We start from the raw sequence: 17,767 nt of genomic DNA on the forward strand, positions 1-17,767 counted from the left end.
GTCATGACGGACATCCTCAAGAAGATCGAAGCCTATAAACGCGAGGAAATCGCTGCTGCCAAGGCGAGCGTACCGCTTGCGGAGCTGAAGGCCCGCGCTGCGGACCAGCCTTCCCCGCGCGGTTTTCATCGCGCGTTGAGGGCTAGGCAGGATACCGGTGCCTTCGGCCTGATCGCCGAGATCAAGAAGGCAAGCCCGTCGAAGGGCCTGATCCGCCCGGATTTCGATCCGCCGTCGCTTGCCGCCGCTTACGAAGCCGGTGGCGCCACTTGCCTCTCCGTCCTCACCGATGCGCCGAGCTTCCAGGGCGCGCCGGAATTCTTGACCGCCGCCCGCAACGCCTGTTCGCTGCCGGCGCTGCGCAAGGATTTTATGTTCGAGACCTACCAGATCCACGAGGCGCGGGCCTGGGGTGCCGATTGCATCCTGCTGATCATGGCATCGCTTTCCGACGACGAGGCGCGCGAGCTTTACGATGTTGCCGCTGAACTCGGTATGGATGCGCTGATCGAGGTGCATGACGAAGAGGAAACGGAGCGGGCGCTGAAACTCCCCTCTCCGCTGATCGGCATCAACAACCGCAATCTGCGCACTTTCGAACTCAACCTCGAAACGAGCGAGCGGCTGGCGCCGATGGTGCCGGCCGACAGGCTGCTCGTCGGCGAAAGCGGCATCTTCACCCATGAGGACTGCCAGCGCCTGAAAAAGGTCGGCATCAACACCTTCCTCGTCGGCGAAAGCCTGATGCGCAAGGACGACGTGGCCGCTGCTACCCGCCTTCTTTTAACCGGCGAGGCTGCGGCCCAGGCGGCGGAATAATGACGGGCCTCACCCATATCGGCGCGTCCGGCGAGGCGCATATGGTCGATGTCGGCGACAAGGCCGAAACCAGCCGCTCGGCGACCGCCGAAGGTTATATCCGCATGCTGCCGGAAACGCTGGCAACGATCCGGAAGGGCAATGCCAAGAAGGGCGATGTGATTGGCACCGCTCGGCTCGCCGGCATCATGGCCGCCAAGAAGACTTCGGATCTTATCCCGCTCTGCCATCCGCTGATGCTGACCAAGGTGGTCGTGGACATCACCGAGGACGAGCAGCTTCCGGGCCTCCGGGTGACCGCAACCGCGAAACTCACCGGCAAGACCGGCGTCGAGATGGAAGCGCTGACGGCCGCCTCGGTCGCCTGCCTGACGATCTACGACATGGCCAAGGCCGTCGACCGGGCCATGGAGATCGGCGGCATCCGCCTTCTCGAAAAGACCGGCGGCAAATCCGGAACCTATCGCGCAGAGGACTGAGACATGGCGTTACTGCCCGTTTCCGAAGCGAGGAACCGCCTGCTCGGCAAGGCGAGCCCGATCGCAGCGGTGGAAACCATCGCTCTTGGCGACGCAAATGGCCGCGTCCTTGCTGTAGATCTCGTTGCCCGCCTGACGCAGCCTCCCTTCGACGCGTCTGCCATGGACGGCTATGCGCTCAAGGCGTCCGACGCAGCGGCGATCGGCTCGGAGTTGGTGGTGATCGGTACCGCTGCCGCCGGCCACGCCTTCGAAGGCACGGTTGGCAAGGGCGAGACTGCGCGCATCTTCACCGGCGCCCCGCTGCCGGAAGGTGCCGATTCCATCCTCATCCAGGAAGATGCCGAAAAGCTTGAAGGCGACCGCATTCGCACCAGGTTCGAAGTCACTAGGGGCCGGCATGTGCGCCCTCGCGGCCAGGATTTTGCCGAGGGCGAAACCGTGCTCCCGGCCGGCACGCTCATCGACTTCTCGCATCTGACGGTCGCCGCGGCCATGAACCACCCGGAGCTTTCCGTCTATCGCCGGCCCCGCGTCGCAGTCCTTGCGACCGGAGACGAGCTTGTGCCGCCCGGCGCCACGCCCGGGAACGCGCAGATCATCGCCTCCAACACCTTCGGCGTTTCCGCGCTGGTGCGCGACAATGGCGGCGAAGTTCTCGATCTCGGCATCGTCCGCGACCGGCCTGAAGATATCACCGCGGCCATCGACAAGGCCCGTGCGGCCAAGGCCGACGTGCTGGTGACCCTCGGCGGAGCCTCGGTCGGCGATCACGACCTGGTGCAATCGACGCTGAAAGCCGCCGGCATGGAACTGGATTTCTGGCGCATCGCCATGCGGCCGGGCAAGCCGCTGATGGTCGGCGCGCTCGGCGAAATGCAGGTTCTCGGCCTGCCGGGAAATCCGGTTGCGAGCCTCGTCACCAGTCTGCTCTTCCTCGAACCGCTGATCCGCAAGCTCGCGCATCTGCCGGAAAAGCGCAGGGAGGTGCAGGGTGTCGCGGCAAGCAAACTTCCCGCCAACGACCAGCGCCAGGATTATCTCCGCGCCAGGCTGACGAGAGACCGCGACGGCAATCTCGTCGCCGAGGCCTTCGCGAAGCAGGACTCATCGATGATGAAGATCTTTGCCCATTCCGACGGCCTCGTCATCCGCCCGGCGCACGCGCCGGAGCTGCCGGCCGGCGCCCCCTGCCCGATCCTGCTGATCCGCCCTTGAGCTGAGCAGTTCCGTCAGCCGGCCCGGTCTCTATCCGCGCCCCGAACGGCCGCGACGATCCTATTCCTCGTCCTGCTCCCGCTCCCGCTCGGTCAGCACCCAGACGTGACCGGCCGGATCGAAGATCGACGCCACCTGGCGACCATTCATGTCCGTCTGTATCCTGTCGCGCATCATGCCGCCGAATTCGAACGCCAAATCGACCACGCTTTCGACATCCGGCACCGTCAACTGGAAGATCGTGCTGACGGCGCCGTCGTTTTTCGGATGGTATGGCCCCTGATAGGAAGGTGCTGACTCCCTTTCCGGATCGGATCCGCAGACAACGATGCCGATCGGTCCGAGCTGCAGCTCGATCATCGTCAGGCGTAGCATTTCATAGGAATTGGTTTCCGTGGCGCCGAAGACGTTCTTGTAGAATTCGGCCGTGTCGCGTTCGCGCCCCTGCGCCACGAAAAGGCTCAAACTCAAGCTGAAATTACTACCCAACATCGTCCCTGCTCACCTGTGATTCCCTTGCAGGATAAAGGAGTTATTGTGGTGGTGTCATGTCAGCCATGGAGGCCGCCGGCCTTTAAAGGCGGCTATGCACCGGATTCGCTGCCGGGGCCTGTATAACGCGCCCGTGGACGGATCAGGTGTCCGCTCTCGACCTGCTCCATGGCATGCGCCAGCCAGCCGGTGGTGCGCGAAAGCGCGAAGATCACGAGCGGTGCGTCTTCCGGGAGGGCGAAAGTTGCGGCAAGCGATGCCAGTGCGAAATCGATGTTGATCGGCTCGCCGAGCAGTTCCTCTCCGGCTTCGGCAAGCGAAGCATAAAGCGGCGGCGCTTCGAAGCTGGCCATCAGCGCCCGTGCCCGTGGATCGCCATGCGGATAGAGCCGGTGGCCGAAGGGCCTGACGACGCCTTCCGAGGACAGCATGCTGCGGATCGCCTCGCGCACGCCGACCGACGCCGCCTTTTCCGCGAGCACGGTGACGCCGGTCCAGGCGCCGCCATGCCGCGGACCCGTGAGCGTCGCAAGGCCGGAAAGCGCCGCAGCGGAGAGTGCCGCCCCCGACGACGCCGTCACGCGCGCCGCAAAGGCAGAAACGTTGAGTTCGTGTTCGGCCGCCAGCACCAGCGCTCTGCGGATCGGCCCAGCGGCATCGGGACGCTGCCAGCCGAGCGCCAGCCGCTCATGCAGGGGCAGCGGTTCCGGCCACGGAGCAAGCGCCATGGCGACGGTCGAGAGCACGTCGGCTGCTTCCGCGCGGAGGATGAAGGATTTCCGCCGCAGCGCCGGTAGGTCGCTCATCACCCGGGCGGCAAGCCCGGCAAAGGCCGCAGCCATGCGGGTGGCGCCGCTCGGCCCCGCCCCGCCTGCGGCGACGCGCGCGCTTTCCGTATCCCAGAGAAGTGCGGCGACCTCCTCTAGCGTCGCATGTTCACACAGCTCGACGGCATCACGACCGCGATAAAAAAGCCGCTCGTTGGAAATCGTCGAGATTGTCGTCGGCAGGACCGGATCGCCCCAGCGGATCGCGTCCGCCGCCACCGCTGCCGATTGTCGCCGCCCGGCATGCCGTTCCGAGAGGCGCTTGACGTCGTCGGCCTGATAGAGGCTGCGGCGCGGATCAGCAGGATCCGGCTTCGCGCGGATGCGGCCGCGGCTGACATTGGCATAAAGCGTCTGCGGTTTGGTCCCGAGGCGGGAGAGCGCTTCTTCGGCGGTGATCCAGAGCATGTTCATATTGATCGATTGCATCAAGATTGACGTCAATAAGACTAGGTCGGATCATCAAGCTCGTAAAGGAGAAACACCCATGAAAAACAACGGACTTGAAGATGTCATCGCCGCCGAGACCCGGCTTTCGGATGTGGACGGAGAAGCGGGACGCCTCGTCATTCGCGGCGTATCTCTCGACCTGCTTGTCGAGCGCGCGACTTATGAAGACGCTGCGGCGCTGCTCCTGGATGGCTTTCTGGAACATCCCGTCACCGCGGCCGATTTGAAGGCTCGCCTCGGCCAGGCCCGCGCCGAAGTTTTTGCGCATGTACGCGCGGCGGATGCCGCGCTTCTGAGCCTACCGCCCGTCGATGCCATGCGCGCGCTGATCGCACGGCTGCCGGACGGCGAGGATTTCGAAACCACGTTTCGACTGTTCGCAGCCCCCGCCGTCTTCCTGCCGGCCGTGCTGAGGCTCCAGAAGGGGGAGACGCCGGTGGCGCCCAACTCATCGCTTTCCCAGTCCGCCGATATCCTCGCCATGCTGGACGCCAGCCCGCCGACGCGTGAACAGGTCGCAGCGCTGGACGCCTATCTGGTGACGATTTCGGATCACGGACTGAATGCCTCGACCTTCGCCTCGCGCGTCGTCGCCTCGACCGGCGCAGGCCTCACGTCAGCCGTGCTGGCTGCCATCAGCGCGCTCAAGGGTCCACTGCATGGCGGGGCGCCGGGACCGGTACTCGACATGCTGGATGCGATCGGCAGCGAGGACAATGCCAAGACGTGGCTCGCCCAGGCGCTCGATCGCCGCGAACGGCTGATGGGCTTCGGCCACCGCATCTACCGCGTCCGCGATCCCCGCGCCGACGCACTGAAAGGTGCATTGCGGCCGTTGGTCATGACCGGACAGGTGGACCCCGACCGCATCCGGCTTGCCGAAGCCGTCGAGCAGGCGGCGCTTGCTATCCTCAAGGAGCGCAAGCCGGACCGGCCGCTCGACGTCAATGTCGAGTTCTACACAGCCCTGCTGCTCGATGCGCTGAAATTCCCGCGGGCTGCCTTCACCGGCGTCTTTGCGATCGGCCGCACGGTCGGCTGGATCGCCCATGCCCGCGAACAGGCGCTGGAAGGCCGGCTGATCCGGCCACGTTCGGTTTATGTCGGCCCCCTGCCCCAGGCGGCATAATTGGCGATCACATCTGGATCGACATGCCGCCGTCGACGGTCAGCACATGGCCGTTGACGAAGGAGCCGGCGTCGCTTGCCAGAAACAATGCGGCGCCGGCGATCTCGTCGGGCCGGCCCCAGCGTTGCAGCGGCACGCGCTGGCGCATGAAAGCGATCATGTCGGGATCCGCGGAAATCTCCGCATTGGTCTCGGTGGCGAACATGCCGGGCGCAATCGCGTTGCTGGTGACGCCGAATGGGCCGTATTCAGCCGCAAGGCTTCGCACCAGACCGGTCAGTCCCTGTTTGGCGACGGGGTAGATGGCGTCGCCCGAACGGGCCATGTTGCCGATGATCGACGTGACCGAGATGAGACGGCCATGGCCCTGGGCCTTCATGATATCAGCAGCATTGCGGGACAGCGCGATTGCCGAGAGCAGGTCAGTCTGAACCAGGTTCAGGATTTCGGCATCGCTGAACGCTGCAAACGGGCGCCGGTCGCGGGCACCGACATTATTGATGAGGATATCCAGCCGGCCATGATCTGCGTGGAGCTTTGCGATCGCCTCGCGTCCGGCATCGAGATCTGCGACGTCGAAAGCAACTGCACTCACCTCGCCGCCCGCACCGGCGATGGAAGCAACGGCCTGTTCGAGCATGTCGCTGGAGCGGCCGCTGAGCACGACATGCGCGCCGGCCTCCGCCAGAGCCTTCGCCATATGCAGGCCGAGCCCTCGGCCGCTGCCTGTGACGAGCGCCACGCGTCCGTTAAGAGAAAATCCGTCGAAAATACCCATATCGCACCGCTGAAATGAAAAGAGCAATTCCGGCGAGCATAGGGGATGTCGCAGCGGTGCCGCCAGTGCGAAAAAGAGAATGTCTGCGCCTGATAGCAAAAAGGCAGGATGCGGGATCCTGCCTTTTCGGATTTCCTCAGACGAGGCGGCTCTGTTCCAGGGCCGCTTCGATGAAGCTCGCAAACAGCGGATGCGGATCGAGCGGCCGGCTCTTCAGTTCCGGGTGATACTGCACGCCGATGAACCACGGATGGTCCGGATATTCGATCGTCTCCGGCAGCACGCCGTCCGGCGACATGCCCGAGAACACCAGGCCGCAGTTTTCCAGCCGGTCCTTGTAGTCGACATTCACCTCGTAACGGTGGCGATGACGCTCGGAAATATCGGTCGAGCCGTAGATTTCCGCGATCTTGGTGTCCTTCTTGAGCGCCGCCTTGTAGGCGCCGAGGCGCATCGTGCCGCCGAGGTCGCCGGCCACTGAACGGATTTCGAGTTCGTTGCCTTTCACCCATTCGGTCATCAGGCCGACCACCGGCTCCTTGGAAGGACCGAATTCCGTCGACGATGCCTTCTCTATGCCGGCGAGATTGCGGGCGGCCTCGATGACGGCCATCTGCATGCCGAAGCAGATGCCGAAATACGGTACCTTGCGCTCGCGCGCGAAACGAGCCGCATGGATCTTGCCCTGCGAGCCCCGCTCGCCGAATCCGCCGGGTACCAGGATGCCGTGGACTTTCTCGAGCCAGGGCGCCGGATCTTCCTTCTCGAAGATCTCCGACTCGATCCACTCGAGGTTGACCTTGACGTGGTTGGCGATGCCGCCGTGATGCAGCGCCTCGATCAGCGACTTGTAGGCGTCCTTGAGGCCCGTATACTTGCCGACGATCGCGATCGTCACTTCGCCTTCCGGGGTGCGGATGCGGTTGCAGACCTCCTCCCAGGCGTCGAGGCGCGGCTTGGGGGCCGGTTCGATGCCGAAGGCGGCGAGAACCTCATTGTCGAGGCCTTCCTTGTGGTAGGCCATCGGCACGTCGTAGATATTGGCGACGTCGAGCGCCTGGATGACGGCGGACGGGCGGACATTACAGAACAGCGACAGCTTTCGGCGTTCGGGTTCCGGGATTTCCCGGTCGGCGCGCACCAGCAGGATGTCGGGGGCAATCCCCATCGCCTGCAGCTCCTTGACGGAATGCTGGGTGGGCTTGGTCTTCAATTCGCCGGCCGCCGGAATGAACGGCATCAGGGTCAGGTGGAGGTAGATCGCGGTGCCGCGCGGCAGGTCGTTACCGAGCTGGCGGATCGCTTCCATGAACGGCATCGCCTCGATGTCGCCGACCGTGCCGCCGATCTCGCAGATGACGAAATCGTAGTCGTCATTGCCTTCGGTGACGAAATCCTTGATCTCGTTGGTAACGTGCGGGATCACCTGGACGGTCGCGCCGAGATAGTCACCGCGGCGTTCCTTGTCGATGATGTTCTTGTAGATGCGGCCCGTGGTGATGTTGTCGGTCTTGGTCGCCGAACGCCCCGTGAAGCGCTCGTAGTGACCGAGATCGAGGTCGGTTTCCGCCCCGTCGTCGGTGACAAAAACCTCGCCGTGCTGCGTCGGGCTCATCGTGCCCGGGTCGACGTTGAGATAAGGATCGAGCTTCCTCAGCCGAACCCGGTAACCTCGTGCTTGTAACAAAGCTCCGAGTGCCGCGGCCGCAATTCCTTTTCCGAGGGAAGAAACCACGCCGCCAGTTATGAATACATATCGCGCCATGGGATTCACCGGATACCTTTTCATTGGTGATTCCGCCAGCCCAAATCGTCTGCTTTATAAAAACGGCTGTGGAATCTTCACAAAATAAAACCGGCAGGCTTTTGGCCTGCCGGAGCTTGAAACGTGGACCGCGCCCTTATTGGCCGGTCGGAACGCCCGTCGGCGCAGCCGGGGCGGCAGGCGCCGAACCGGTCGCGGGGGCAGCAGGAGCCGGCGTTGCCGGCGCAGCACCAGTTGCCGGGGCTGCCGGAGCGGATGCGCCGGAACCGGACGGAACGCCGTTGCCTGCCGGAGCGGGAGCGGGTGCCGGACCGAGCTGGTCGAGAATGCCGCCGCCGGTGCCCTGCTGGCTCTGCGGGATGCGGTTCAGGATGTCGCTCGGGCGGGATTCGTAGCGCGCCAGGATGCCGAGCGCCAGCGAGGTGATGAAGAACAGCGTCGCGAGGATGGCGGTCGTGCGGGTCAGCGCATTGGCGGTGCCGCGTGCCGACATGAAGCCGGAGCCGCCGCCGATGCCAAGCCCGCCGCCTTCGGAGCGCTGGATCAGCACGACGCCGACAAGCGCCAGCACGATCATGAGATGAATGACAATCAGAACGGTCTGCATGAATTAAAGATCCCTGCCCCTCGACGAGGCAATAGAAGAAGATTGGCGGCTCTTTACATGAGGCCTGCGCGCATTCCAAGCCCTTATCAAAAGCTTTAGGCCGTCAGTCCCTCATAGACCCGATAGATGGCGAGAAAATCTTCCGCTTTCAAGCTCGCGCCGCCGATCAGTGCGCCGTCGACATTCTCGACGCCCATCAACTCCCGGGCATTGCCCGGCTTGACCGAACCGCCATAGAGAATGCGCATCAGCCTGCCTTCTTCGCCGAACCGCTGGACGAGTTCTGCCCGCATGAAGGCATGGGCGATTTCGATATCCTTGACGGTCGGCGTCAGTCCGGTGCCGATCGCCCAGATCGGTTCATAGGCGACAACAGTGTTGACGGCGTTTGCCGATTGGGGCAACGAGCCGAAAATCTGACGTTTCAGAATGTCGAGGGTCTGGTATGCGTCGCGTTCGTCGCCGGTTTCGCCGATGCAGACGATTGCGGTCAGATCGGCGGCATAGGCCGCCTCCGCCTTGGCCCGGACCAGATGATCGGTCTCCGCATGGTCGGCTCGGCGCTCGGAATGTCCGACGATCACATAGGTGCCGAAACAGTCGGCGATCATCTCCGCGGAAATATCGCCGGTATGGGCGCCGCACATGTTCTGGTGGCAATCCTGGCCGCCGATCTCCAGCGGACTGTCTGTCGCCAAGGCGGTTGCGACATAGAGCAGCGTCGCCGGTGGGCAGATCAGCGTATCGACCTTTTCCGACAACGGTCCGATCACGCCATCGGCAATCGTCTTGATTTCGGTCAGGAACTCGCGGGTGCCGTTCATTTTCCAGTTTCCGGCAACGAGCGGGCGCACATCAGGCGTCATCGGCAAATATTTCCTCTCCGTTCGGTTCCGACGAGCAAAACCGAAGCCTCCATGTATCAGAAACGTGTTTTTAGCCTATCCTGCATGAATTGGTATGCAAAAGACAGATTTTGGTTCAAGTCTTTGGTTAACGACCGGCGCTCAGTGGCTGGTCAGCAGAAAATTCAGGACCTTTCGCCAATCGACCATCCGGATCGGCGTGCCGTGGCTGCCGGTCGCAAACAGCGTAAACCGGGTCGGGTAACGTGCTGCCTTCAGCTTGCGATAGACCGCTTCCTGATCCTCGGACCTGTAGACGCTGTCGCTGCCGCCATGCGCGAAATAAATGGGCAGCTTGCGCTTGGCCAGAAGCGATTTCGGCAATTCCGGGTCCGGCGGGCCGCCGAGCAGTGCCACGCCCTTCAGATACCGCACCGCCTGTTTGTCGCGGCTGATGCCCTGGCAGATGAACCCGCCCATCGACGCGCAGGCGAGGATCACCGGCCGCCCGGCCGACTGGTCGAACGCGTAGCGGATCAGCGCCGCGATATCGGCGACGCCATTGTCGTCGAACGAGGTGACGCTCGGCGAATAATAGGTGCCGCCATTGCCGGTGGCGAGGTTCTTCAGCCGGTTGAAATTGCCGCCGAACGTATAGTCGTTAACGCCGAGCCGGCGGTCACCGCCGCGGCCGTGGATGAAGATCACCGTGAAGGCGGCCCCGTCCGCCTGTCCCACCCTGGTGACATCGAGCCGGCGCCCGGCGAGGGCCAGCGTCTCGTTCTGCTGATAGCGCCTGACACCCAGCGAAACATACTCGTCCTTGACGCGTCGTTCCGGCTCGCGGTCGCGGCCGTTGATGTCGCGCATTTCCTGGTAGTCTATTACCTCGTATGCGCCGCCGTCGGAGGATCGCAACACCTTCATCTGGGAAAAGAGTTCATCCTTGAAAGGCTTTATCGGCCCTTCCTGTGCTCCTGCCGGCGCTGCGGCAAGAGTTGCCAGCACAGCAAGAAACGTGCCGAAAACGAAATGAACTGTGGACATGCTTTGTTTCATCCGGTTCCTTCAGCCTCGCAAGCTTGCCATGGCCCGATCGGCGCAGCATTGGTGAAAAACGACCGTTTCCATGCGGCATCGCGAAAAAGCCGGGTTTCTGGCAGAATCGCGAGTGATTCGAAACAGCACGAGATTGGTATGGCTTCCTCTTCCGCACCCCGACAGGTAGTACCGACGCAGCCAATGGATGACAATAATGACCTTTTTGCCGATTTGCCGGTGACAGCCAAGGCAGTTGCCGTCGAACCCACGCCCGCCGTCAAGGCCGAGCCCTCGACACCGCGCCCGGCGCCGACCACCCTGTCCGGCGACGACTACGGCGCCTCCTCGATCCGCGTGCTCGAAGGCCTGGAACCGGTGCGCATGCGTCCCGGCATGTATATCGGCGGCACCGACGAAAAGGCGATGCACCACCTCTTCGCCGAAGTCATCGACAATTCGATGGACGAGGCGGTCGCCGGCCATGCGGACTTCATCGACGTGCATCTCGACGCCGAGGGTTTCCTGACGGTCACCGACAACGGCCGCGGCATCCCGGTCGAGAATCACCCCCAGGTTCCGGGCAAGTCTACGCTCGAAGTGATCATGACCAAGCTGCATGCGGGCGGTAAGTTCGACGGCAAGGCCTATGAGACATCAGGCGGTCTGCACGGTGTCGGCGTTTCCGTGGTCAACGCGCTGTCCGACCTTCTCGAAGTAGAGGTCGCCCGCAATCGCAAACTCTATCGCCAGCGCTTTTCGCGCGGCATGCCGCAGGGCGGCCTGGAAGAACTCGGCGACGTCCATAACCGCCGCGGCACCCGGGTGCGCTTCCATCCCGATCCGCAGATCTTCGGCGACCATGCGAAATTCGATGCCGGCCGCATCTTCCGCATGGCGCGCTCAAAAGCCTATCTGTTCGGCGGCGTCGAAATCCGCTGGAGCTGCGATCCGGGCATGGTGGCCGCCGGCGGCGACATCCCCGAAAAGGCGGTCTTCCACTTCCCCGGCGGCCTGAAGGACTATCTTTCCGCCACCCTCGGCAAGGACTTTACCGTCACCCGCGAAATCTTTGCCGGCCGCACCGAAAAGACCGGCGGCCATGGCGCCATGGAATGGGCGATCACCTGGTATGGCGGCGATCCGGAACTGCATTCCTATTGCAATACCATCCCTACGCCCGAAGGCGGCACGCATGAGGCGGGTCTGCGCATCGCGCTGACCAAGGGCCTCAAGAACTATGCGGATCTGACCCAGAACAAGCGCGCAAAGGAAATCACCACCGACGACGTGATGATCTCCGCGGTCGGCATGCTTTCGGTCTTCATCCGCGAGCCGGAATTCGTCGGCCAGACCAAGGACAAGCTCGCGACCGTCGAAGCCCAGCGCATCGTCGAAAACATCCTGCGCGACCCCTTCGACCATTATCTTGCCGGCAACCCTGCCGAGGCCGCAAAACTGCTCGAATGGGTGATCGAGCGCGCCGAAGAGCGCCTGCGCCGCCGCAAGGAAAAGGAAGTCAACCGCAAGACTGCAGTGCGCAAGCTGCGCCTGCCCGGCAAGCTCGCCGACTGCTCGCAGAACACCGCTGAAGGTGCCGAACTCTTCATCGTCGAAGGTGATTCGGCAGGAGGATCGGCCAAGCAGGGCCGCAACCGCGCCAACCAGGCCATCCTGCCTTTGCGTGGAAAGATCCTCAACGTCGGCAGCGCCAGCCGTGAAAAGCTGTCCGCCAACCAGCAGATCGCCGATCTCATCCAGGCGCTCGGCTGCGGCACCCGCACCAAATACCGCGAGGAAGACCTCCGCTACGAACGCATCATCATCATGACCGATGCGGACGTCGATGGTGCCCATATCGCTTCGCTGCTGATCACCTTCTTCTACCAGGAAATGCCGGAACTCATCCGCGGCAACCATCTCTATCTGGCGGTGCCGCCGCTCTACGTGCTGCGCCAGGGCGGCAAGACCGTCTATGCCCGCGACGATGCCCACCGGGCGGAGCTGATGGAAACGGTGTTCAAGGGCAAGAAGGTCGAGATCGGCCGCTTCAAAGGGCTCGGCGAGATGATGGCGGCGCAGCTGAAGGAAACCACGATGGATCCTGCCCATCGCACGCTGCTGCGCATCTCGATCGACGACGTGGATTTCGAAGGCACCCGCGAGGCCGTCGACAACCTGATGGGCACCAAGGCTGATGCCCGCTTCCGCTTCATCCAGGAGCGTGCCGCATTTGCGGAAAACCTCGATATCTAAGCCGGATTTCCGGCTTGGATATCTCCGGCTTCGCCATGACGGTCATCTCCGCTCGCTGAGCACTTTGGTAACGGCGCTGATCAGTGCGGCCGCCTCATAGGGCTTGCGTACGACCGGGGCCGAGAAGCTTGCCGGGATGATCGCCTTGTCGCTATAGCCGGTTGCGAAAATGAACGGAATATTTCGGCGGATCAGTTCCTCGGCAATCGGCAGAGATGTGCCGGAGCCGAGATTGACGTCGAGGATCGCCACATCAAACCGGATGTCCTCGAGCTTGCGGAAGGCGTCGGCAGCCGAGGGCGTCGTCGTCACCTTGTCGATACCGTGGTCGGCGAGCATTGCTTCCACGTCCGCCGCAATCAGCATCTGGTCTTCCACCAGCAGGAATTCGAGGTCCTGAAGCCGCGGAGCAACGGCGTCGTGGCTGACGACGCTGCCGCTCTCCTCGGCTTCCACGTCCGCCAACTCCTCATCGCCGTGGATATGTTTCGACGGCACCACGAAGCGCGCCCTCACCCCTTCGGGCGGATAGTCGATCTTTGCCTCACCCTCGAGCTCGTAGGGCACGCTGCGGGTGATCAGGACGCTGCCAAACCCGGCCCGGGACGGCGGACTCACGGATGGTCCGCCATTTTCGGTCCACACAAGCTCGCAATCGTTGTTGGCAAGCCGCCGCCACTCGATATCCAGCCGCCCGCCGTTAACGGAGAGCGAGCCGTATTTCGCCGCATTAGTCGACATCTCGTGCAATACCAGCGCCAGGACCGAAAACGCACGGCTGTCGAGCCATATGCGTGGACCCTTGAGCGTGACGCTGCGCGTTCCCTCGCTATAAGGCTTCAGCTCCGCTTCGAGAAGATCGGACAGCCCGCCACCGTCGCCGCCGCGCACCACCTGGTCGTGGGCGAAAGCGAGCGCCTGGATGCGCCCCTTGAGCGAGCCAATATAATCCTTGAGGCTGACTTCGGCATCGACCGAATGCCCGACCAGTGCCTTGATCACCGAAAGGATGTTCTTGACCCGGTGGTTGAGCTCCTCGTTCAACATCCGCTGACGTACGTCCGCCTTGCCGCGCTCGTCGGCCAGCAGTTCGTTGTGGTGGAGAACCACCTCGACCAGCACGGCTCGGATCGCATCCGCGATCTCGCGGTCGCTGTCGCTCCAGGGCTGGGCTTGCCGATGCACCATCTCCCGCCAGATCGCGAAACTCTTGCGGGGTGTCAGACGGTCTCCGAGGAGGCCTGTTTCATAGGATTTCTCAGGATTGCCGGCCCAATTGAGCGTCTCCACCATTTCGCGGCGGAAGAAGAACAGGTAGTCGCGAGGTCGCTGCGAAAGTGGGATGGCCAGCACACCGCAGACCATGTCGGGAGAGATGCGAATTTCCGGAAGATCCGTGGAGAGCTGAAAGCTGGACCAGATCTTGCCGCCTGCAACGCCGCCGACAAACTCGGCAAGCTCGGCAATCCGGTCCTGCGGTGGCACGGCGCCTTCCCCGGTCAACACGCCCCCGAGCCACAGGCCTATGCCATCACAGGCCAGCATCTGGCCGAACTCTCCGAGCGAACTGCGCAGCAGCGCGGTAATATCCGCATGATGGGAGGCAGCCTGCAGAAAACGGTCGAGCGACCGCCGTGCCTGACCGGCGGTCTCCATGAGCTGTCGCTGTCTCAATGCACTCAGGTGCAGCGAGAAGAACTCTCCAAAGGTCTCCGCCGCCACACGCTGCGGCATCGAGAGTATTTTCGGAGAATAGTGGTGGCAGGCGATCAGGCCCCACAGCTCGTTATCCACCACGACGGAGATCGACATCGACGCGGCGACCCCCATGTTGCGCAGATACTCGCAATGGATCGGCGAAACGCTGCGCAAATGTGCGAAAGACAGATCGAGCGCCTCGCCTGTCTCGTCGGTCTCCGGCACGATCGGGATGCGCGGATTGCTGGCGTCGGAGATCACCCGGATAGTGTTCTTCACATAAAGCGCCCGGGCCTGTTTCGGAATGTCGCCCGCCGGGAAATATTGGCCCTTGAAGCTTTCGAGGTCGCGTCTCTTGTATTCGCTGACGACCTTTCCGGCACCATCCTCTTCGAAACGATAGATCATCACCCGGTCGTAGCCGAGCATGGCATAGATCAGCCGCACCGAGCTTTCGATCAGCCGGTCGAGGCTGGCGACGTTGCGGATGCGGCTGATCAGCATGCGCGCCACTTCGAGCGGCTGGTCGGAATCGGTCGAGGCCGGTTCGAACTCCAGGATCACCTTGGACTCGAAACGATGGATCGAAACGTCGAAAGCGCCACCCGAGGCAAACTTCAGCCCATGCCGAAGCGCCGGCCGCGCCGGATTGTCGGACGTGGCGAGCGCATTGCGCAATGTGTGGGCCGCCTCCCCGCCGACGATATCCTCCAGCCGCTGCCCGTTGATCTCTCCCGTGATCGCAAGCATGTCCGCCACGTTGGCTGAGTGCTGCATGACGACGGATCCGGCGGCATCGCAGGCGATAAGGCATCCATGAGGTTGAATGCTGCCGGGGATATGGATCGGCTCTCGGTCGCAATTGGTAAGATCGACCGTATCCCTGTAAGGCATATTACAAGTCCCTGAAGGCAGTCCGGCCAATAGATGGGACAGCAGACGCTTGGGCATTCCATCGAGGCTGGGAAAACTTCATCAAGAAGGTTTGTTCCGTACTTCCGGCTTTGTCAGAAGTGATTTCATATTTCTATCGCATCTGCCGTCTAGGGCAAGGAGTAAGCTTCCTTTTAATGGATGACGCATTAGTCTTGTACCAGGCAGCCTCATAAGCCATATGATGGTGAAAATGAAAAAAAGGAAATGCGGTGAGCGGAAATAACGATCGCAAAGGCCCGAAAGAGCCACGTTGGCTTGGGCCAGTTGCACCGAGCAGGGTCGCGCTGATCCCGCCGATCTCGGCTGCTCGCTGGCTTCTCGTGCTCGTCGCCGCCGCAGGCATCTATTTCTTCCACGGCTTCCTGGTCCCCGTTCTGGCCGCCCTGGTAATCGGCTTTGCAAGCTGGCCGCTCTACCGCGAGCTCTTGCGCCGTACAGGTGGCAACACGACGATCGCCGCCTCGCTCGCCATTATCTTCATCCTGGCCTTCCTCATCGTGCCGATCGGCATCGCCATCTCCTACACGATCGGCGAAGTGCGCCAGTGGATCATCTGGGCCGCCGAAGTGAACCGTTTCGGCGCGCCACCCCCTGCCTGGATCACCGGCCTTCCCTGGGTCGGCGAATGGCTCGGCATCCAATGGGTCCAGCATGTCGGCTCGCCCGGTGCGGTCGGCGAACTGATCCAGATCGTCTCGGGCGCCAATATCGGTAATATCTACCGGGCCATCGTAGCCGCCGGCGACGGCGCTTTCCATCTGGTCCTGACACTGCTTTTCATGCTGATCGCGCTGTTCTTCGTCTATCGCGACGGCGGTTCCTTCAGCGAGCAGATCGATCTTCTCGGCGAGCGCATCCTGCCGACCCGCTGGGAGCGTATCTCGCGCGTCGTTCCAAGGACGATCAGCTCCACCGTGACCGGCCAGACGCTGATTGCGATCGGCGAAGGCATCGTGCTCGGCATCGCCTACTGGATCGCGGGCGTCCCCTCGCCCGTCACGCTCGGCGTTTTGACCGGCCTGATGGCGCTTATCCCGGGCGGCGCGCCGCTGTCGTTCTCGCTGATATCGTTCTATCTGGTCGCCAATGGCGCCTACTTCGCCGGCGGCGGTCTTTTCCTCTGGGGCACGGTCGAACTCTTCATCGTCGATAAAACGCTGCGGCCTCGCCTGGTCGGCGGCCCGATCAAGCTTCCCTTCCTGCCGACATTCTTCGGTCTCGTCGGCGGCGTCAGCACCATGGGCTTCCTCGGCCTGTTCATCGGCCCGGTCCTGATGGCGCTGCTCGTGTCGATCTGGCGCGAATGGATCCGCGAAGTGAAGATGGCCGAAGTGACCGAGGCTGAAACCGTCGAGATGCCCAAGGGGCCGGCGACATCTCCGGAGCTTCCCCCAGATCTTCCCGTCGTTAGGAAAGTCTCTTCTCCATGAAGATGCTGAGCGGATCGGTCCGGTAATCTCCGAACGGCCCGACCTCCGAGAAGCCGCAGGCGCGATAAAGCCCGATCGCCTGCGGTTGGTGGACGCCCGTTTCAAGCCGAACCGCCGAAAGGCCGAGTTCGCCGCCGCGTTGCAGGATCGCATCCATCAGCTGCTTGCCGAGTTTCAGGCCCCGCGCCGCCTCGTCTACGAACATCCGCTTGATCTCCCCGGTGCCGTCACCCGCCTCGACCAGCGCCCCGCAGCCCAAAATCGTGTCTCCATCGCGCGCCACGAAGAAGGAAACGCCGGGACCCTCGAGCGCCGCGACGTCCACCATGTGATTGCTCTCACTGGGATAGAGCGAAGTCGCATAGGCGTCGGAGAGTTCGAGAAGCCTCAGCACGCCCGCCTGGCGCGGCGGTTCGATCGCAATCGCGACGGTCATTTGTGTACTCCGATGGTTCCTGCACATTGCTTAGCGCATGTGGCGGATCCATTGAAGCTGCCTTGGTCGGGCCAAGATTGCTCGCTTTAAGTCGCTCACCATATTTCGGGGAACGCCATGAATTCCGCACTGATTGTCATGACCATTCTCGGCTGCAACGACGCCGGGACGGACTGCCATTATATCGCGACCGCAGAAAACCGCTGGCCGAGCATCGAGATGTGCAATTCGGTATCGGAACAACAGCTCTCCGGTTATGCCAACCAGGCCTACCCGATGCTCATCGCCGTCTGCCAGAAACCGGAAGCGACGGAGATCGCCAAGGCGCCGGTGCCGCAGTCGCGACCGGAGACGGCGATGCCCGCACCATCGGCAGAGCCAGCCGCGACGCCAGCTCCGGAGCCGGTGACGCAACAGGAGAAGGAAACGCTTGCGGGTCGCGCTATCCAGCGGGTCAAGACCGTATTGCCGACCACTGAAGGCGTGAAAACGCTGATGACCAGTCCGGTACGGCTAGTCGAGAATGGCTATTCCTGGGTTGCCAAGAAATTCCGGTAAGCAGGC

General features: G+C 62.7%; 16 protein-coding genes. 7 read left to right on the plus strand and 9 right to left on the minus strand.

Annotated features, from left to right (window positions below):
- The first annotated feature begins 3 nt into the window (after nucleotides 1–3).
- The 3 genes from trpC to AC1DLT_RS17700 are packed head-to-tail and all read left to right on the plus strand — an operon-like array spanning nucleotide 4 to nucleotide 2,516.
- The gene (trpC, locus tag AC1DLT_RS17690; RefSeq protein ID WP_477487577.1) at nucleotides 4–819 is read left to right on the plus strand and encodes an indole-3-glycerol phosphate synthase TrpC; all 816 of its coding nucleotides are present in this window, start codon (nucleotides 4–6) and stop codon (nucleotides 817–819) included.
- On the plus strand, nucleotides 819–1,298 hold the full coding sequence (gene moaC / locus AC1DLT_RS17695) for a cyclic pyranopterin monophosphate synthase MoaC (protein ID WP_477483539.1): 480 nt from the start codon (nucleotides 819–821) through the stop codon (nucleotides 1,296–1,298). The genes trpC and moaC overlap by 1 nt, the downstream gene beginning before the upstream one ends.
- A 3-nt stretch (nucleotides 1,299–1,301) precedes the next feature.
- On the plus strand, nucleotides 1,302–2,516 hold the full coding sequence (locus AC1DLT_RS17700) for a molybdopterin molybdotransferase MoeA (protein ID WP_477487578.1): 1,215 nt from the start codon (nucleotides 1,302–1,304) through the stop codon (nucleotides 2,514–2,516).
- Between the two features lie 60 nt (nucleotides 2,517–2,576).
- Here AC1DLT_RS17700 and AC1DLT_RS17705 read toward each other — a convergent pair whose 3' ends face one another.
- Together AC1DLT_RS17705 and AC1DLT_RS17710 are read right to left on the minus strand one after the other, a co-directional pair.
- Complete coding sequence (locus AC1DLT_RS17705; RefSeq protein ID WP_477487579.1) at nucleotides 2,577–2,987, minus strand: VOC family protein; 411 nt, start codon at nucleotides 2,985–2,987, stop codon at nucleotides 2,577–2,579.
- Nucleotides 2,988–3,100: 113 nt separating this feature from the next.
- Nucleotides 3,101–4,243, minus strand: a complete 1,143-nt coding sequence (locus tag AC1DLT_RS17710) for a citrate synthase (RefSeq protein ID WP_477487706.1) — start codon at nucleotides 4,241–4,243, stop codon at nucleotides 3,101–3,103.
- Nucleotides 4,244–4,322: 79 nt separating this feature from the next.
- On the opposite strand from AC1DLT_RS17710, the gene AC1DLT_RS17715 reads away from it, so the two are divergent.
- On the plus strand, nucleotides 4,323–5,414 hold the full coding sequence (locus tag AC1DLT_RS17715) for a citrate synthase/methylcitrate synthase (RefSeq protein ID WP_477487580.1): 1,092 nt from the start codon (nucleotides 4,323–4,325) through the stop codon (nucleotides 5,412–5,414).
- A gap of 7 nt (nucleotides 5,415–5,421) precedes the next feature.
- On the opposite strand, the gene AC1DLT_RS17720 is transcribed toward AC1DLT_RS17715, so the two are convergent.
- From AC1DLT_RS17720 to AC1DLT_RS17740, 5 genes are all read right to left on the minus strand, one after another.
- The gene (locus tag AC1DLT_RS17720) at nucleotides 5,422–6,192 is read right to left on the minus strand and encodes an SDR family oxidoreductase (RefSeq protein ID WP_477487581.1); all 771 of its coding nucleotides are present in this window, start codon (nucleotides 6,190–6,192) and stop codon (nucleotides 5,422–5,424) included.
- Between the two features lie 136 nt (nucleotides 6,193–6,328).
- Nucleotides 6,329–7,957 (minus strand): CTP synthase, encoded by a 1,629-nt coding sequence (locus AC1DLT_RS17725; RefSeq protein WP_038549208.1) that lies wholly within the window; start codon nucleotides 7,955–7,957, stop codon nucleotides 6,329–6,331.
- A gap of 136 nt (nucleotides 7,958–8,093) precedes the next feature.
- A complete protein-coding gene (secG, locus tag AC1DLT_RS17730) occupies nucleotides 8,094–8,564 on the minus strand; it encodes a preprotein translocase subunit SecG (protein ID WP_038543050.1) in 471 nt (156 codons plus the stop codon).
- Nucleotides 8,565–8,659: 95 nt separating this feature from the next.
- A complete protein-coding gene (gene tpiA, locus AC1DLT_RS17735; RefSeq protein ID WP_477483545.1) occupies nucleotides 8,660–9,430 on the minus strand; it encodes a triose-phosphate isomerase in 771 nt (256 codons plus the stop codon).
- A gap of 141 nt (nucleotides 9,431–9,571) precedes the next feature.
- On the minus strand, nucleotides 9,572–10,456 hold the full coding sequence (locus tag AC1DLT_RS17740; RefSeq protein WP_477487582.1) for an alpha/beta hydrolase: 885 nt from the start codon (nucleotides 10,454–10,456) through the stop codon (nucleotides 9,572–9,574).
- 195 nt (nucleotides 10,457–10,651) lie between these two features.
- Here AC1DLT_RS17740 and parE point away from each other — a divergent pair, with 195 nt between their 5' ends.
- Nucleotides 10,652–12,703, plus strand: a complete 2,052-nt coding sequence (gene parE, locus AC1DLT_RS17745; RefSeq protein ID WP_477487583.1) for a DNA topoisomerase IV subunit B — start codon at nucleotides 10,652–10,654, stop codon at nucleotides 12,701–12,703.
- A gap of 42 nt (nucleotides 12,704–12,745) precedes the next feature.
- Here the strand turns inward: parE and AC1DLT_RS17750 are convergent, their stop codons facing one another.
- Complete coding sequence (locus AC1DLT_RS17750) at nucleotides 12,746–15,295, minus strand: HWE histidine kinase domain-containing protein (protein ID WP_477487584.1); 2,550 nt, start codon at nucleotides 15,293–15,295, stop codon at nucleotides 12,746–12,748.
- 251 nt (nucleotides 15,296–15,546) lie between these two features.
- On the opposite strand from AC1DLT_RS17750, the gene AC1DLT_RS17755 reads away from it, so the two are divergent.
- Nucleotides 15,547–16,767: an AI-2E family transporter gene (locus tag AC1DLT_RS17755; protein WP_038543058.1), complete on the plus strand. Its 1,221-nt coding sequence runs from the start codon at nucleotides 15,547–15,549 to the stop codon at nucleotides 16,765–16,767.
- Here AC1DLT_RS17755 and AC1DLT_RS17760 read toward each other — a convergent pair.
- Entirely contained in the window at nucleotides 16,745–17,203 is a 459-nt protein-coding gene (locus AC1DLT_RS17760; protein WP_477487585.1) for a GNAT family N-acetyltransferase, read from the minus strand. The two genes, AC1DLT_RS17755 and AC1DLT_RS17760, sit on opposite strands and share 23 nt — an antisense overlap.
- 117 nt (nucleotides 17,204–17,320) lie before the next feature.
- On the opposite strand from AC1DLT_RS17760, the gene AC1DLT_RS17765 reads away from it, so the two are divergent.
- Complete coding sequence (locus AC1DLT_RS17765; RefSeq protein WP_038543061.1) at nucleotides 17,321–17,761, plus strand: hypothetical protein; 441 nt, start codon at nucleotides 17,321–17,323, stop codon at nucleotides 17,759–17,761.
- Nucleotides 17,762–17,767: the final 6 nt, after the last annotated feature.

The organism is Neorhizobium sp. 05N33, from assembly GCF_056397445.1.

Coding starts and splice junctions, on each gene's coding strand:
- trpC (WP_477487577.1), top strand. CDS start 4: ATGACGGACATCCTCAAGAAGATCGAAGCCTATAAACGCGAGGAAATC.
- moaC (WP_477483539.1), top strand. CDS start 819: ATGACGGGCCTCACCCATATCGGCGCGTCCGGCGAGGCGCATATGGTC.
- AC1DLT_RS17700 (WP_477487578.1), top strand. CDS start 1,302: ATGGCGTTACTGCCCGTTTCCGAAGCGAGGAACCGCCTGCTCGGCAAG.
- AC1DLT_RS17710 (WP_477487706.1), bottom strand. CDS start 4,243: ATGCTCTGGATCACCGCCGAAGAAGCGCTCTCCCGCCTCGGGACCAAA.
- AC1DLT_RS17715 (WP_477487580.1), top strand. CDS start 4,323: ATGAAAAACAACGGACTTGAAGATGTCATCGCCGCCGAGACCCGGCTT.
- AC1DLT_RS17720 (WP_477487581.1), bottom strand. CDS start 6,192: ATGGGTATTTTCGACGGATTTTCTCTTAACGGACGCGTGGCGCTCGTC.
- AC1DLT_RS17725 (WP_038549208.1), bottom strand. CDS start 7,957: ATGGCGCGATATGTATTCATAACTGGCGGCGTGGTTTCTTCCCTCGGA.
- secG (WP_038543050.1), bottom strand. CDS start 8,564: ATGCAGACCGTTCTGATTGTCATTCATCTCATGATCGTGCTGGCGCTT.
- tpiA (WP_477483545.1), bottom strand. CDS start 9,430: ATGACGCCTGATGTGCGCCCGCTCGTTGCCGGAAACTGGAAAATGAAC.
- AC1DLT_RS17740 (WP_477487582.1), bottom strand. CDS start 10,456: ATGTCCACAGTTCATTTCGTTTTCGGCACGTTTCTTGCTGTGCTGGCA.
- parE (WP_477487583.1), top strand. CDS start 10,652: ATGGATGACAATAATGACCTTTTTGCCGATTTGCCGGTGACAGCCAAG.
- AC1DLT_RS17750 (WP_477487584.1), bottom strand. CDS start 15,295: ATGCCTTACAGGGATACGGTCGATCTTACCAATTGCGACCGAGAGCCG.
- AC1DLT_RS17760 (WP_477487585.1), bottom strand. CDS start 17,203: ATGACCGTCGCGATTGCGATCGAACCGCCGCGCCAGGCGGGCGTGCTG.
- AC1DLT_RS17765 (WP_038543061.1), top strand. CDS start 17,321: ATGAATTCCGCACTGATTGTCATGACCATTCTCGGCTGCAACGACGCC.